Genomic DNA, 14,697 nt, shown 5'->3' on the forward strand with positions numbered 1-14,697 from the left:
AAAACCCGTTTCCTGCGAAACGGGTTTTTTATTGTCAGCAATCTTGAGTTTGACTAAAACCGCACTTTGCATGCAGATGCAATTTAGTCTCGTCGTGCTGTGCCGAAATAGCGTTGCATTGCAGCTTCGTTGATGCCAATTGCATTGCTTGCTGACGCTGGCTGTAAGACTTTCAGTTCTGGTTTGCTGTCAACAAATGGTTTGATTCCCATATTTTGATGAATCTCGCTTGGATACATCAAATAGCCACGGCTAATAACCGCTGCAACTTTACGTACGTCTTCAATATTCTTCGTTGGGTCACCGTCAACCAACACCAAATCCGCCAGTTTGCCAACCGTGATTGAGCCGCGTTCTTGTTGGGTACGGGTGTAAATTGCACCGTTGCGCGTTGCGACTTGCAGAGCCTGCGCCGGCGTTAAACCTGCCTTCACTAAAAATGCCAGTTCTGAATGCAAAGTAAAACCGGCAATTTCATCCGTACCGGCGACGATAGGGACGCCAGCTTTATACAAGCGACCAACAAAATCAACCATCTTCGCATAGGATTTTTCGTAGCGTTGATGCATGGCTTCATCATCAATCTTCATGGTACCAACCGAAAAACCGCGGCGTACATCAGGTGGCATGTGATCCGCAATTGTGGCGAATGGTTCGTTGATTGTGCCATCTTGTTGACGTAAAAAAGAAAAGGTTGCCAAGGTAGGATCAATCGCGATTTGTTTAGCCTTTAACCGCGCAATAAAGTCCTTGACGGGTTTCGAATTGAAATCAAGATCGACTGTTTTGTTGGCGGGAATGATGAAGCGATCCAAAGTGCGTGTGTCGGTTTTGGGTGTTGCCAAGAAGTTCAACATCACTTGGTTGATATGCTGAATTTCATCGTAGCCCGCATCCAAGGCTTCAAAAGCACGCAATCCAACGGGAATATGACCAGATACACGCAACCCACGTTGATGCGCATACGCGACCGTGTCTTTCAAAATTTCTTTAGGGAATGAGTTATAGATTTTCAGTTGCGGGTAGCCATGCTGCGCGTACCAGTCGATTGCATACTTCGCTTCTGCCAAGGTTTTGATGACAAAGCCATTATTCGCGGAATACGGACTTTCACCCTCTAAGAAACCCGCTGGAACGATTTGGGGGGCGAGCAAGTCTCCCTTATTCACTTCATTCAAAATCAACTGCATTTGCGCATTGTCGTTGCCCATATCGCGTACGCTGGTGACGCCAGCCGCGATATTCAAGCCGCCGTCCCAGCGTCCAACGTGGCCGTGCATATCGAATAAACCCGGCAACAGGATGCGACCAGCCGCATCGATTTCTGCTTCTGCGCCACGCACCGGTGAACCGGCTGGTAGGATCGCAGTAATACGTCCGCGCAAGACATAGACATCGGAAGGCGCGCCTAGTTTCGCCTTTTCACTATCAAAAATACGGGCATTGCGAATCACTGTTAAACCAGACAGTGGATGCTGTAATTTTTTCGCCCAGTCAACTAATACTTTGCTTTCGGCCGCTTTCTGGAAATTCGCCAGCGCTTCTCCATTGGCCTGCCAGCCTTCTTCGATGACCTTCATATACCCAGGAATTACGACGGCGAACATTTGTGGATTTTTTCCAGTCGTAGCCCAGACGAAAAGTGGCGATAAACCGATACCGCTTTGCGCGAGCAATTGTACGGTTTGTTTTTTGTCGCCATTGATAACTTCAATCTCACCGATTTTACTTTGTGTCAGTGTGCCAGATGGAAGTAGTGGCAATCGTTTGTCGACCGAATTTTCAATTGCAGAAATTGACAGCGCGCCGATGGCGAATGAGCTATTCAATGGGATGTAGAGTGCCGGGCCTTTAACTGACTTACTGCCTTTTTCGGAAGTTGATTTCCATTCAGCAAGGTCGCCTTGGCGTTGATAAGTTTCGTTAATCACCGCACCGAAAGTGGAATTGCCGGTAACTTTGTATTGATTGATCAGGCCATCTGCGCCCAGACGAAATTCTTCATTGAGTTCAGGGCCACGGCCATTGTCTTTGAAGATAAAGCGTACTTTGGTCAATCCGCTGTCATCTTTTTGGACGACTTGTTCACCAGCTTGTTTGCCATTTTCGACGAAAATCAAATAGCGCGTTGTTTGGGTATCCGCGTACGCACTGGCACTGGATAGCGCAAACAAACTAGATGCAAGTATGGTTTTTACCAATTTCATGGAGGTTCTCCCTAAGTTTTTATGCTGGTCTTGAATCGAGTCAGGTCATTCAAAAAAAATGCATTGCCACTGTAGCATTTGGTTTCCATCTTTAGCTCAGCTTTCCGATGAAATAGCAAAAACTGTGGTCAAAAAGCAAATGGGGCAGATCAATCGTGTGATCTGCCCCAAATTGGGAGAAGCTTCAGTAAGTCTTAAGGAATGAAAATCAGCTCGTTACTTAATTCGTCTGGATTCGAATTTGGATCTTGTATCGGATAGTGTTGGCGTAACAGATTGCCAAAGTCTTGCAGAGTTTGATGTAAACCCTCATGAATGTGGTCGGCACTTAACTGCGTTTGCAATTGCGTGCAAATGCGATCCCACTCTGTCTGTTTCACCAATTTGGTAATGCCGCGATCAGCCACGATTTCTATCTTCCTTTCGGAGAGCAATAGATAAAGCAAAATACCGGAATTTTCTTCTGTATCCCAGACCCGCAAATCAGAAAACCACTGTATCGCCCGTTGTCGTGGATGGACATTGTGAAGGGTCAAACTGATGGGTAACTGAGTTTCCACGACGACACGGATTTCACCGCGATGACCGGCTTCAGCCGCACTGATTTGCTGGCCTAAAGCGGTTCTGTGTTGTTGCGTGAAATGCTGACGATACGGATTAGGTAAGAGGAGTGAACGCAAATTATGCCAAAGTCGATTATTTTTCATTACCAATCTCCTGAGGCACCACCGCCACCAAAATCACCACCACCACCGCTAAAACCGTCATTACTGCTATGGCTGCCACCACTTCCTCCACCGCCGCCAAAGCCGCCAACGGCACCACTTTGCAGTATGGCTCCGGCAATATCCCAAAAAATTCGACTCGCTAGCAGACTATAAATAGCGACCATCAGCACGCCAGCCAATAAGGCCATTAATATCGGCGTGCCGCCCATTAAAGCTGCGGCAGCACTACCTGCAGCAAGTCCACCACGTCCCAGCCACGGCCCCAGGATTTTACTGAGAATCAGGCCGGCGACTAGTAAGCCCAACCAGACTAAAGGGTGCAAGCCGAAAATATGAAAATCTTCTGCAAAATTCGCAGTGTGCCCCTGATTAGGCGTTGACGCAGGTGCCGGTAGCGGTTCGCCTTCAATCACGGCGCTGATTTTATCGATGCCGGCATCAATACCACCATAGAAATCATTTTGTTTAAACGCCGGGCGTATAAATTCGCGAATAATTCTGGAGCTGGTAACGTCCGTCAATGCGCCCTCTAAACCACGTCCGACCTCGATGCGCACACGCTTATCATTTTTCGCGATAACTAGTAAAACACCGTCGGCAATTTTGGTGCGGCCTAATTTCCATTCATCGACGACACGAATAGAGAATTGTTCAATTCCTTCTTCGCCCGTTGTCGGAAGCATTAAAACCGCGATTTGACTGCCTTTCGTTTTCTCCAATGCCTCCAGTTTTTTTGCCAATGTTTCGGTTTGTTCGGGCGTGAGTGTCTGCGTTAAGTCTGTGACGCGATGACTTAATTTGGGAACCGCAATTTGCTCGGCGTAAGCACTACTACTTCCTATGATCAGACATAGGGGCAGTAGTAGTGCACAACAAAGGAGCGTGAATGATTTCACCAGGCGCATTATTTTTTACCAAAATCGACTTTAGGCGCGGTAGAAATAGCTTTTTCGTTGTCGACTGAAAAATTAGGTTTAACATCCATGCCAAACATTTTTGCAGTCAAATTACTAGGGAAAGAACGCACCGTCACGTTATAGGTTTTGACATCCTGAATGTAGCGATTACGTGCGACTGTAATTCGATTTTCCGTGCCTTCTAGCTGCGCGGATAAATCTCGGAAATTGTCATTCGCTTTTAAGGCTGGATAATTTTCCGAAATCATCATCAAACGTGACAAGGCTGAAGTCATACCTGCTTGTGCTTCTTGGAATTTTTTCAAGGCTTCCGGATCTTTTGCCAACTCGGGAGTCATCTGTATGCTGCCAACTTTAGAGCGAGCTTCTGTGACGCCAAGTAAAACTTCTTTTTCATGGCCTGCGTAGCCTTGCACAACTTGTACCAGATTTGGTACGAGATCCGCGCGCCGTTGATACTGATTTAACACCTCAGACCAAGACGATTTCACGGTTTCGTCTTGGGTTTGCAATGTATTGTAGCCACAACCACTTAAACTGACAGCGAGTACAGCAATGAATAACAAGCGTTTCATAGAAATCACTCCTAAAAAATAAGAAAAAAGATAAAGAACCCGCGCAGCTTACCTTAAGTGTTCTGAATAAATCTTCGGTTATTTATTCAAAATTTTTATCACCACCTTTTTAATTTGCATGGGTGCTTCCAGCGAACGACATGGACGATGTAGTTCGCCTGGAAAAAATACGGCATACATACCTGGCGTTAACACGATGCGAGTTTCGTTTGCTTGAGGTTCGACAAAAGCAATATCGCGTTCCGCCAAAAAGTCATCGCTGGGCCTTAATCTCTGATTCGCCGGTAGAAATCCTAACACCTCTTCACCCGCCAACAAATACTGCACATCAATATGGCGCGCGTGAAACTCAGGACGGCCAGTTGCCCAATCCTGCGTAACAGGATCTTGTACGATGGCGAACATACGCTCGGCATCTATAGGATATTTTCCTGGTGCAATATTTGTATAATCAGTCTCGCGTAAGTGTTGCAGCGCAGCTTCGATCGCTGCAGGAAGTGTCGTATTTGTTTGATGAAGATGACCGATCAACATAAAGGTTTCTGCTGCCCCTATAAAGGTAGTAAAGGTAGGAAAGATAGAACGTATAGTGAAGTGGCCCGCCAATAACTTAGTTGTTTGCTCATCCAAAGTCACAAAGCGAACCCTCCGTCTGGTCATTCATTATGGCAGAGTTTTCCTTCCACGCGAATGCGAAAATTCGGACGTGCAAACCGGTTTATTGTAAAGTAAGCGTCTTAATTTTTTTTGCCCATTTCAAGGCGGTCACGCCAAAGGAACCTGCTTTATGTTGAGTGCCATTGTTATTGTTTTTGTTCTCGCCTATGCGGCGATTGCGCTTGAACATCCCTTAAAAGTCAATAAATCGGCTTCAGCGTTGATAGGTGCGGGTTTGCTATGGACAATTTACGCGCTTTCGATGAATGATCCACAGTTGGTGTCTTCACAGCTCGGGGAGTCTTTAATGAGCACTGCGCAGATCGTTTTTTTTCTCATGGGAGCCATGACGATTGTCGAGGTGGTTGATGCGCACAATGGTTTTGAAGTCATTACTTCTCGCATAAAGACTGCGCGGCTATCAAGTTTGATGTGGCTGGTTGGATTCGTCACTTTCTTTTTGAGCGCGATTTTGGATAATCTGACCACGACGATAGTCATGATTTCATTGATGAAAAAATTGTTGGCGCAAAGAGACGACCGTTTGTATTTTGCTGGTGTGATTGTGATTGCTGCGAATGCGGGCGGCGCATGGACCCCGATAGGTGACGTGACTACGACAATGCTGTGGATAGGTGGTCAGATCACTGCGGTGGAAATCATGAAGGGCTTGTTTATCCCAAGTCTGATAAATTTGATCGTGCCACTGGCAGTCACTGGCTGGGTACTCGGAACTCGGTCTGTGATCGCGCCACAAAAGCAAGAAGACACGCATGTTCACACCAGTGTCTTTGAAAGAAATTGTATGTTCTATTTAGGGTTGGCAATTTTAATTTGTGTGCCCGCATTTAAGACATGGACACATTTGCCGCCATTTATGGGGATTCTATTTGGGCTCGGCATCTTATGGATGGTCGGCGATTTAGTTCATAAAGAAAAGCACGACGAAGAAAAAGAACATTTAACCTTGGTGCGCGCATTAACTCGCATTGATATGAGCTCTATCGTGTTTTTTGTGGGTATCTTATTGAGCGTGGCAACACTAGAACATACGCATATTTTGAAGTCTTTGGCGAGTTGGTTAGATCACACAATTGGGCGCCAGGATCTGATAGTGATGCTGATAGGTTTGGCCAGTGCGGTGGTGGATAACGTTCCACTAGTTGCGGCATCGATGGGAATGTATAGTCTGGCGCAATTTCCGGCCGATAGTTTTTTGTGGGAATTTATGGCGTATTGCGCAGGCACAGGGGGCTCGATCCTGGTCATTGGCTCGGCAGCGGGTGTTGCTGCGATGGGCTTAGAAAAAATCGATTTCTTTTGGTATATGCGAAAAATCTCGGGCTTAGCTTTGATTGGCTATATTGCCGGGGCTTTTGCCTACATGGTGCAATATTCATTGCTACACGCGGCTTAAATCCATCTCAAAAATATACTAAGTGCTAGTAGGTGGGTCTGGCAACAAACAAGCATCAACAATTTGTAAATCATTGTCTTTGGCAAAACTCATCACAAAATGGAAAGCAAGTGGTTCGATTTCACGCAAAGCTTCATTGACGACAACTGAGCGCACTCCGTTGAGCAGAATCGGGCGCACAAATGGGGAATATTGCAGATGCGCGTTGCGACCACCTTCAGGCCGGAAGCAGGACATAGCGCCGCATAGACGCTCAGCCCAATCGCTAGGACGGAACTGTTTGCCATCGCTGGTGAGACCTTGGATAAAGAACTCACGTTTTGGCGTCGAAGCTTGATTGGCTGTATCGGTCATGTGGTCCGCGGGCAAAAACGGCATTAATGCAATTAATGCATAGTAGTAAATTTATTTTGAAGTAAAAAAACTGGACGATCATTGGACAGGCAACGCTGATCTTGATGCCTGATGCAACACTACGATGCAGTCAGTATTCTAACTTACCTGTGTATTATATCTTATAGAAGACTTGAACTAAAATCGGGTCTAAAAAATTTCTGTAATGCAATGCTGCTAAGTATAGACCATATTTGTGCACAGTAAAGTTCCCACTCGATTTATAGTTTTTTCTGAAAAAATCCTTTTGTATCAATAATTTATGATGCTGTAGTCGAGGACATTTATTGAACTCTAGGGCCAATAAATATTTTCGGGGTGACAAATATGATGGAACTTTGTAATTGTTAACTTGTCTCTCTAGCATGCCAATTTCTGCGGCATCTTTGTTTTGCATCATAAGAAAAACATTTAATAAGGGAAAAACATGTCTAATCGCAAAGAATTAAAAAGTTTAGTAAGAACCGCAATGGGATTGTTTATCGGCGCTGTTTTTAGTTCGACAGTCGCATTTGCCGCGCCTGCCAGTGATAAAGCGATGACTGCGTCGGTATTTACCGAAAAAGAGCTGCAAACCGCTGCTTGGATACGCGATGCTGCACGCACCGACAATCTGAGTTATAAGATTTTGGAATCCCTTACTACGGAAGTTGGGCCAAGGATGGCAGGCAGCCCGGGCGATGCGCGTGCGGTTGCATGGGCGGAAGCCAAGTTTAAGGAATTAGGTTTTGATAAAGTATGGAAAGAGCCAGTGAGCTTTCCGAGCTGGAAACGTGGAAATGAAAAAGCCGAAATCGTCGCACCATTTCCTCAAGCTTTGTTGATCACCGCTTTGGGTAATAGCGTCGCGACTCCAGCTGAAGGTCTAACAGCGGATTTGGTGGAGTTTGCGAGTTTGAAAGACTTGTCGGCGGCACCGGCAGATAAAGTGCGTGGCAAGATCGTCTTCATCAACCATAAGATGCAAAGTGCGAATGAGTATGGCCTGGTTGTACCAGGGCGTTCCGCCGGCGCTTCAGAGGCGGCACGTAAAGGTGCAGTAGCGATTGTGATTCGTTCAGTGGGAACGGACAATCATCGTTTTCCACATACCGGTGTGATGCGCTATGAAGATGGCGTGCCACAGATTCCTGCTGCGGCAATGTCAAATTCAGATGCCGATATGGTGGCGCGCATGATCAAACGCGGCAAGCCTGTATCATTAAAATTAGACATCGGCGCTGCGGCAACGGGGTCTTACACTTCATATAACGTGATCGGTGAAATCACTGGGTCCGAATTGCCGAACGAATATGTTTTGATTGGGGGGCATTTAGATTCATGGGATCTGGGTACTGGGGCAATTGATGATGGTGCTGGTTGCGCAATTTCGATGGCTGCTGCCGAATTCATTAAGCGTAATGGGATGAAACCGAAGCGTAGCATCCGTGTCGTTTTATTTGCGAATGAAGAGCAAGGCTTGTTTGGTGGCAAGGCTTACTTAGCAGCACATCAATCACAAATCGCCCAAATTCAAGCCGCTGCCGAAGCGGATCTGGGGCAAGGTCCAGTCATCAAAATGTCTTCCTTTGTGCGTGCCGAGGCATTACCTTTGGTAAAGCAAATGCATACGGTAATGGCACCTTTAGGAATCGAGCCTGGAGATAACAATGCCTTTCCGGGACCTGATATGGGCGATTTGCGCGTAGCGGGTGCAGCAAGCTTTGGGCTTTCATTGAAGGCAGATGATTATTTTGATTTGCACCATACGCCTGACGATACTTTCGACAAGATAGAGCCGTCCAGAATTAATCAGGCAGCTGCAACTTATGCGGTGTTTGCTTGGATGGCGGCGCAAGCTCCCCTGCATTTTGGATCTGGTCCTGAGTTGGCCAAAACAATGAAGAAGTAATTTAACTTAGGCAATAAATTCAAATCACTTACTTATCCTTAGAAAAAAGCGTCGCGTTCAAATCACGACGCTTTCTTTTGTCCACTATTCCATTTTGATTTCTAAATTAATCGGCAATTGCCGGTGCGATTGCTAAAGCGACCAAAGCCAAGGCCAAAGGTACGCTCGCTATGAAACCTAAATGTTTAAACCCGGCTGCCCCCATCACTGCGCCAAGCGCGAACGAGAAAACCAATTGTAAATGTAGGCGTAGTTTTTGGCGGTTCACCACCACCTTCATGTCGGCATTGTGTTCAAGGTCACGGTTCCAGTACAGCATTTTTCCTAACTCGATACCAATGTCAGTCACTAGGCCGGTGACGTGTGTGGTGCGAATTTCTGCGTTTGAAATTTTCGTGATCAGCGCATTTTGCAGGCCCATCATGTAGCACAGCAGAATCGCGGTGAACGACACGCTGATCATTTCGTGTTGCAATAGGCCGCGACCCAACATGCCGAAAATGAGTAATAAGATCGCTTCGAATAAGAGCACGGGCGCATACACAAAGCGTGCAAAGTTTCGTTTCGCATAATTGATGATAAGTGCAGTACAGGCTGCACCAAAAACAAACGAGAGCAACATAAAGAGCGCCGCAATCGCAGGTATCACGCGCCCTAAAATCAAATTGTCAGCGGCGCTTGATAAGACGCCCGTCATGTGTGAAGTGTATTCGCCTACGGCTAAAAATCCCCCCGCATTCAAGGCGCCAGCGATCCAGCATAAGGTGACGCCTAAATGCAAATTTGCTTTGGGGCTGCGTTTTGGGGAGGTCAGCTTCGCCAAATAATGTTGAGGCATACGTTCTCGCAAACATGGTGGTGGGTGAAAATTGCAGTAAAGAAGTTGCGAATTCTGGGTCATGTTCTAAATAAAATTTGAGCGAACCGCCATGTAATTCGGCATGGTATGTCGCTAAACTCTTCACACATCCTTCTAACTTCTCTCATTGGTTTAGTGTAAGCGAGCGACTGGGTTTGTGCCACGATTTTGGTTGCAATAGGTAAATATTTTGCGGATTTACTGTTTTTTAAAAGTCATTATTTTGTTGTTACAGAAATTGTCTTAGGAAGATTTTTTGATTTGGATGAGTAAATGCCAAATAAATACCTTTAATCAAAATGGTATGTTGGATTGAGTCAACATACCATCTTCAATATTTTCACATTTTTCTACTATTAAATCTTTATAAAACATAGGCTTACAATAAATTTTTGTTGATGAAACCTAATACCATTACGTTAAAGAAAATAACATGGAATAAATCTTGGTAATACCACATAGATACCGCTTGACAATTGGTATTAGCAAATTTAAAGTGAAGTCTCTTCGAAAATTCATGTGTTTGCTCTGCATTTGATCTCAGAGTCAGAGATGTGATGTAGTCAAATTTCCTGTGGGGGGAAGTTTCCGAAGGCGCATTAGCAAGTTGTTGTTTTAACTTGTCGTTTTGAGTAGCAACGCTAAGTTATATCAAGCCTGACAACAAGCACTTGTTTCGTTTTCTTGACCAACGGTTTTCAATGAACGGGACAAGTGTTTGGGTTTGACTCATATGGTGGTAAATCGCGCAAAGCGGGTTTTTCTTGGAAAAATGAGCCGAGCATTACATGTTTAGAAGGTTTTTTTGGAAAGTCTTGGGGGAAATAAATGAAAAGTAATTTGAAGCCGGGTTTGACGCCTATCGCAGCAGCAGTTTCTGTTTTAATGATGACGGCGGCGATGTCCGCACAAGCTCAGCAAGTAGAGGCAAAAAAGGATGAAGCGCAGCAAGTAACTGTGACTGGTATCCGTGGTGCATTGCAAAGCGCGGTCAATATCAAACGCAATTCAAATTCTGTCGTGGATGCCGTTTCTGCGGAGGATGTAGGTAAGTTGCCAGACACCGATGTCGGCGAGTCTTTGGGGCGCATTCCTGGTGTGACAGTTGGACGCGCGTTTGGTCAAGGTGCATCCGTTTCCGTGCGCGGTTCAGATCCGCAAATGACTTACACAACTCTGAACGGACAAACTGTTGCGTCCACCGGTTGGTACGATCAACAAGCCTTGGATCGCTCATTCAATTACTCCCTATTGCCATCTGAATTGATCGGCGGCATGGACGTTTATAAATCTTCTCAAGCCGATTTAACCGAAGGCGGTATCGGTGGTACGGTCATTGTTAAGACCCGTAAGCCATTGGATTTGAAATCAGGTTCAGCTTACGTTGGCGTAAAAGCGGGTAAGGGTAGTGTCAGCGATAAAGTGTCGACCGACATCTCTGGTATGGTAAGTTGGAAAAACGATGCCAATACGTTTGGTATTTTGGTTGCTGGTGCGAATGAGAAGGGTGATTACATCCGTCGCGGCGTTGAGTCCGATTCTCGCTGGTCAGCTGACGTGGCGCCAACGACATTTGTACAGGAACGCAAGCGTTCTGCATTGAATATCAATTTGCAAGCGCGTCCAATTCAAGGTCTGGACTTGGGTTTGAACTACATGAAGTTGGAGCTTGATGCGGATAACTCCAATACTAGTCACTACATTTTCCATGATCCAAACTGCACTCAACGTAATACGAGTGTGAAATCTGATTTCAATCCAGATGGCGTTTGTTTGAAGAGTAATACGAGTGCCGCGAAGGCGAGTGATGCTTTCCTGCAAACTTGGGCGCGTCAAGGCAAGATGACTTCAGATAGCTTCACTTTGAATGGTACTTACAAAAGTTCTGGCTTTAAGTTAGACGCCGTTGCAGGGTCGACTAAGGCAGATGGCGGTACGTCCATGACGACTAACTATTCTTATGGTTGGTGGACAGCTGGTGCTACTTTGCCGAAATGGACTGGTACTGTTGATGCGACAGGTAAGCAAATAGTGATCGTTCCAGGCTCAAGCCAAAACGTTGCGGTCTCTAACCTGCCGGCGAATACAGGTCCTGCAGGTTCTTGGGCGACTTCTCGTGGTCCAAATGCTGATAAAGAAAATTTTGCGCAAGCAGACCTGACTCTGAATGTGGACTGGGGTGCGATTAGTTCCTTTAAGACTGGTTTCAGAGCGTCAAATCATACCTTCCAAAAATCGACAGACCGTGCATCTTTTGCAGCGACTGCAAAAGAAGTCGCCACGTCTAGTTTGTATGATGGCACGATAGCGATGGGCACGTTGGGCTGGGCTTCACCGCGTCCAAATATCGCAGCAATGATGGCGAACACGAATCAAAATATCACTGGTTGGGTTGAAGAGCGCGGTGGCTACGGCAAGCTGAAAGAAGATAATACTGCCTTGTATGGTATGTTTAACTTCGAGCAAGATAAATGGCACGGTAACTTCGGTTTGCGTTACATCAGCTCCGACGTAACAGCGGAAGGTTACAAGCTTGACGGTACTGCTGTTGCGGCTGGTGACATTGCGCAAAATGCAGGTTGGGGTCGTACTAAGAAGACTGAAACTGCTACTTACAATGATGTGTTGCCAAGTCTGAACCTTGCATACGATCTCAACAGTAACGTCATTTTCCGTGCGACAGCGGCGCAAACAATTACACGTCCAAATTATGAAAACATGTTCATTGCAACGCAAACTGGTTTCCAAGACACAGTTGCAGGTAATGAGTCAGTGAGTTTTGGTAGCGCAGGTTTGAAGCCGATGAAGTCAACACAGTTTGATTTGGGCTTGGAATACTACTATGGCAAGGGTGATTTGGTTTCCTTGATGTTCTTCCATAAAGACATCAATAACTTCATCACAACGTCAACCAAGATCAACCAAAGCATCGGCGTGGTCAGCCCAGATAGCAAGAAAGATAGTTGGACTGTGAATCAATACATCAATGCTGGTGGTGGCAAAATTGATGGTATCGAAGCACAGATCAATCATTCTTTTGATAATGGCTTTGGCGTTGTGGCTAACTACACTTTATCTAACGCAAAGGCGCCATCAACTAGCTATCAAGATCAGTTGAATGTGTTTACTTTGTCATCTAAGCACAATGCAAACTTGGTTGGCTACTGGGAAAATGACAGCTTTTCCGCACGTTTAGCTTACAACTGGCGTTCTAAGTACATGGTACGTGAAACCGGCTGGTACGGTAACCGTATGCATGATGCGTATGGCACATTGGATGCAAGCTTTGGCTGGAACATCAATAAGAACCTTCGTCTCGCTTTTGAAGCAACGAACTTATTGAAAGAAGACGATGTGCAATACGGTGCAGCAGCTGCGAACACGACAGTTAAAGATCCACTCAAGATGGGCTATCCAGCATGGTCTTTCTTAGGTGAATCCGTGTACAGAATCACGCTCAGCGCGAAGTTCTGATAGTGTTTGTAGACATTAACGACTGACTTATTAGTTCGTCGTTGGTGTCATAGGAAGAGCCCCGAAAGCTTTGTGCGGTCGGGGCTTTTTTTATTGGGTCTTGGAGAATTTAGTTTGGTTGTGAATATAAGCTAGCTCTCGTCTACAATATACGGACTGAACTTATTCATCGGCCTACAATAGGATGCCCGCGAACTTTGAATGGCCAAGAAAGACACATTAACGGATCGTTTTTGCGACGCATGCACAACTGCTTTGCAGTGCAAATACCGCTCAATAATTTTTATGTAGAGTTTTTCGATGACACTAATTCGACGCTCAAGTTTTAGATTCCCCAGCTTACTATTGGTGCTGGGCGTGTTTGCATTTGTTTTTACGCTAACAGCGTGTTCTACCACGGCCGTGAATACGCGTATGCAATACTGGCGCGACGAAATTAAGATGCAATTGCCGATTGGAACTAACAAACGCCAGGCCGAGGAATTTTTCGCCGCCCGCGGTGCGGAATTGAAATGTTGTGTGTCGATGTCGCGCGACAAAAAATTTCATTACATCAGCGAACGTAAAGTTGGCTACAGCCTGTTGATGGAATACGATGTGGTCGTGCTAGTTGAAATTTCTTCTGCAGAGAATGTTACATCGGTCAGTGTTCAAAGTTGGGGTATGGGTTTTTGAGTTGACATCAAAAATCATAAAAAGTATTGACCGTTAAGCGTCCTGTCTTCGCGTCCGAATTAATACTGATCGAGGGATTGATACACGCAGTGTGTAATAGGCTACCCTGATACACGACGAGGCGATTGTATTTTGCTGGAATCATGCCGAGAAATTCAAAATGTTCACTTGATCCATCAAAGTAGCGTTGTGCCGGACGTTGTGCATTGATCTCTTCATAGTAAACATCGAGATAGTGTTCGCGATTACTCGCTGTGATCTGTTGTATGCCAGTGGACTTGTGGCGATAAAAACCTGTGCCACCATGTCGCTCATTGCAAAGATATAGTAAAACCGCCATGTGATGTGGGGTGCTAGCATCAAAGTGCGGCGTTCTTTGAAGTGGCCCCAATTCCTCAGCCATCATCGTTGTCAGTGAAAAGGCACAGACACTTTTGCGCAGCGCGAGTTGTTCCGGCACACCGAAATGCGACTTGATCAACGGTTCCAAAAACTCTGTAATCGTGCTGGAATAATTCGCCGGTGCTTGGGCTCGGATGCCTGGATATCCTTTTCGTTCTGTATAGCCTGGGTAAGTTTCAAATTCGCTGCGTGACGCAAGTTGACGTAGGGTATCGGGGCTCTCTAAAAAATCATCAATGATCAACGCCTGATGCGCGCCTATCGTCACTGCTTGCAGTAAGGGTGGCATGGTGATGGCGTAGGTGTTCTGCATAAGGATTTCCTGTTGATAGCGCAAAAGCTTATTTCATTTTGTTTGGTCAATTTTAGTCGTGCAAAGACTTCGTCGCGAAAGATGATATGAATTTTATTCATCCGGCAGCGTGGATTTTTTTCGGCTGACGGCGGTCACGCGTTTGGATTTCGATATGGTCTAGCAAACAGAATTCGGCAAACACAAACA

At 45.8% G+C, this 14,697-nt stretch carries 12 protein-coding genes; 4 read left to right on the top strand and 8 right to left on the bottom strand.

The features are described 5' to 3' along the window. Positions 1-83 precede the first annotated feature (83 nt). From ACO0KW_RS17380 to ACO0KW_RS17400, 5 genes are all read right to left on the bottom strand, one after another. Positions 84-2,207 (bottom strand): amidohydrolase family protein, encoded by a 2,124-nt coding sequence (locus ACO0KW_RS17380; RefSeq protein WP_423054622.1) that lies wholly within the window; start codon positions 2,205-2,207, stop codon positions 84-86. A gap of 194 nt (positions 2,208-2,401) precedes the next feature. After that, on the bottom strand, positions 2,402-2,914 hold the full coding sequence (locus ACO0KW_RS17385; RefSeq protein ID WP_423054623.1) for a TPM domain-containing protein: 513 nt from the start codon (positions 2,912-2,914) through the stop codon (positions 2,402-2,404). Then, complete coding sequence (locus ACO0KW_RS17390; RefSeq protein WP_423054624.1) at positions 2,914-3,840, bottom strand: TPM domain-containing protein; 927 nt, start codon at positions 3,838-3,840, stop codon at positions 2,914-2,916. Before ACO0KW_RS17390 ends, ACO0KW_RS17385 begins: the two co-directional genes overlap by 1 nt. Continuing rightward, positions 3,840-4,427, bottom strand: a complete 588-nt coding sequence (locus tag ACO0KW_RS17395; protein ID WP_423054625.1) for a LemA family protein — start codon at positions 4,425-4,427, stop codon at positions 3,840-3,842. Before ACO0KW_RS17395 ends, ACO0KW_RS17390 begins: the two co-directional genes overlap by 1 nt. Before the next feature lie 78 nt (positions 4,428-4,505). Continuing rightward, complete coding sequence (locus ACO0KW_RS17400) at positions 4,506-5,087, bottom strand: YhcH/YjgK/YiaL family protein (RefSeq protein ID WP_423054626.1); 582 nt, start codon at positions 5,085-5,087, stop codon at positions 4,506-4,508. Positions 5,088-5,214: 127 nt separating this feature from the next. Here ACO0KW_RS17400 and nhaD point away from each other — a divergent pair, with 127 nt between their 5' ends. Beyond that, positions 5,215-6,501 carry a sodium:proton antiporter NhaD gene (gene nhaD, locus ACO0KW_RS17405; RefSeq protein WP_423054627.1) on the top strand — a complete coding sequence of 429 codons (1,287 nt, stop codon included), beginning with the start codon at positions 5,215-5,217 and terminating at the stop codon, positions 6,499-6,501. An 18-nt stretch (positions 6,502-6,519) separates the two neighbouring features. Here the strand turns inward: nhaD and ACO0KW_RS17410 are convergent, their stop codons facing one another. Beyond that, complete coding sequence (locus tag ACO0KW_RS17410; RefSeq protein WP_423054628.1) at positions 6,520-6,855, bottom strand: DUF3579 domain-containing protein; 336 nt, start codon at positions 6,853-6,855, stop codon at positions 6,520-6,522. Between the two features lie 466 nt (positions 6,856-7,321). Between ACO0KW_RS17410 and ACO0KW_RS17415 the strand changes: the two genes are divergently transcribed. Further along, positions 7,322-8,785 carry a M20/M25/M40 family metallo-hydrolase gene (locus tag ACO0KW_RS17415; RefSeq protein WP_423054629.1) on the top strand — a complete coding sequence of 488 codons (1,464 nt, stop codon included), beginning with the start codon at positions 7,322-7,324 and terminating at the stop codon, positions 8,783-8,785. Positions 8,786-8,891: 106 nt separating this feature from the next. On the opposite strand, the gene ACO0KW_RS17420 is transcribed toward ACO0KW_RS17415, so the two are convergent. Next, entirely contained in the window at positions 8,892-9,623 is a 732-nt protein-coding gene (locus tag ACO0KW_RS17420) for a YoaK family protein (protein WP_423054630.1), read from the bottom strand. A gap of 849 nt (positions 9,624-10,472) precedes the next feature. Between ACO0KW_RS17420 and ACO0KW_RS17425 the strand changes: the two genes are divergently transcribed. Then, positions 10,473-13,118 carry a TonB-dependent receptor gene (locus ACO0KW_RS17425; protein WP_423054631.1) on the top strand — a complete coding sequence of 882 codons (2,646 nt, stop codon included), beginning with the start codon at positions 10,473-10,475 and terminating at the stop codon, positions 13,116-13,118. 300 nt (positions 13,119-13,418) lie between these two features. Then, positions 13,419-13,793: a hypothetical protein gene (locus ACO0KW_RS17430; protein WP_423054632.1), complete on the top strand. Its 375-nt coding sequence runs from the start codon at positions 13,419-13,421 to the stop codon at positions 13,791-13,793. Between the two features lie 7 nt (positions 13,794-13,800). Here the strand turns inward: ACO0KW_RS17430 and ACO0KW_RS17435 are convergent, their stop codons facing one another. Next, positions 13,801-14,508, bottom strand: coding sequence for a DUF6445 family protein (locus tag ACO0KW_RS17435; protein WP_423054633.1), 708 nt, complete (start codon positions 14,506-14,508; stop codon positions 13,801-13,803). Positions 14,509-14,697 lie beyond the last annotated feature (189 nt).

Source organism: Undibacterium sp. Ji22W, from assembly GCF_049340305.1.
Classification (GTDB): domain Bacteria; phylum Pseudomonadota; class Gammaproteobacteria; order Burkholderiales; family Burkholderiaceae_D; genus Undibacterium.

Excerpts from the sequence above, each read along its gene's own strand:
- ACO0KW_RS17395 (WP_423054625.1), bottom strand. The coding sequence starts at position 4,427 with ATGAAACGCTTGTTATTCATTGCTGTACTCGCTGTCAGTTTAAGTGGT.
- ACO0KW_RS17415 (WP_423054629.1), top strand. The coding sequence starts at position 7,322 with ATGTCTAATCGCAAAGAATTAAAAAGTTTAGTAAGAACCGCAATGGGA.
- ACO0KW_RS17410 (WP_423054628.1), bottom strand. The coding sequence starts at position 6,855 with ATGACCGATACAGCCAATCAAGCTTCGACGCCAAAACGTGAGTTCTTT.
- ACO0KW_RS17425 (WP_423054631.1), top strand. The coding sequence starts at position 10,473 with ATGAAAAGTAATTTGAAGCCGGGTTTGACGCCTATCGCAGCAGCAGTT.
- ACO0KW_RS17385 (WP_423054623.1), bottom strand. The coding sequence starts at position 2,914 with ATGAAAAATAATCGACTTTGGCATAATTTGCGTTCACTCCTCTTACCT.
- ACO0KW_RS17390 (WP_423054624.1), bottom strand. The coding sequence starts at position 3,840 with ATGCGCCTGGTGAAATCATTCACGCTCCTTTGTTGTGCACTACTACTG.
- nhaD (WP_423054627.1), top strand. The coding sequence starts at position 5,215 with ATGTTGAGTGCCATTGTTATTGTTTTTGTTCTCGCCTATGCGGCGATT.
- ACO0KW_RS17420 (WP_423054630.1), bottom strand. The coding sequence starts at position 9,623 with ATGCCTCAACATTATTTGGCGAAGCTGACCTCCCCAAAACGCAGCCCC.
- ACO0KW_RS17400 (WP_423054626.1), bottom strand. The coding sequence starts at position 5,087 with ATGACCAGACGGAGGGTTCGCTTTGTGACTTTGGATGAGCAAACAACT.
- ACO0KW_RS17435 (WP_423054633.1), bottom strand. The coding sequence starts at position 14,508 with ATGCAGAACACCTACGCCATCACCATGCCACCCTTACTGCAAGCAGTG.
- ACO0KW_RS17380 (WP_423054622.1), bottom strand. The coding sequence starts at position 2,207 with ATGAAATTGGTAAAAACCATACTTGCATCTAGTTTGTTTGCGCTATCC.
- ACO0KW_RS17430 (WP_423054632.1), top strand. The coding sequence starts at position 13,419 with ATGACACTAATTCGACGCTCAAGTTTTAGATTCCCCAGCTTACTATTG.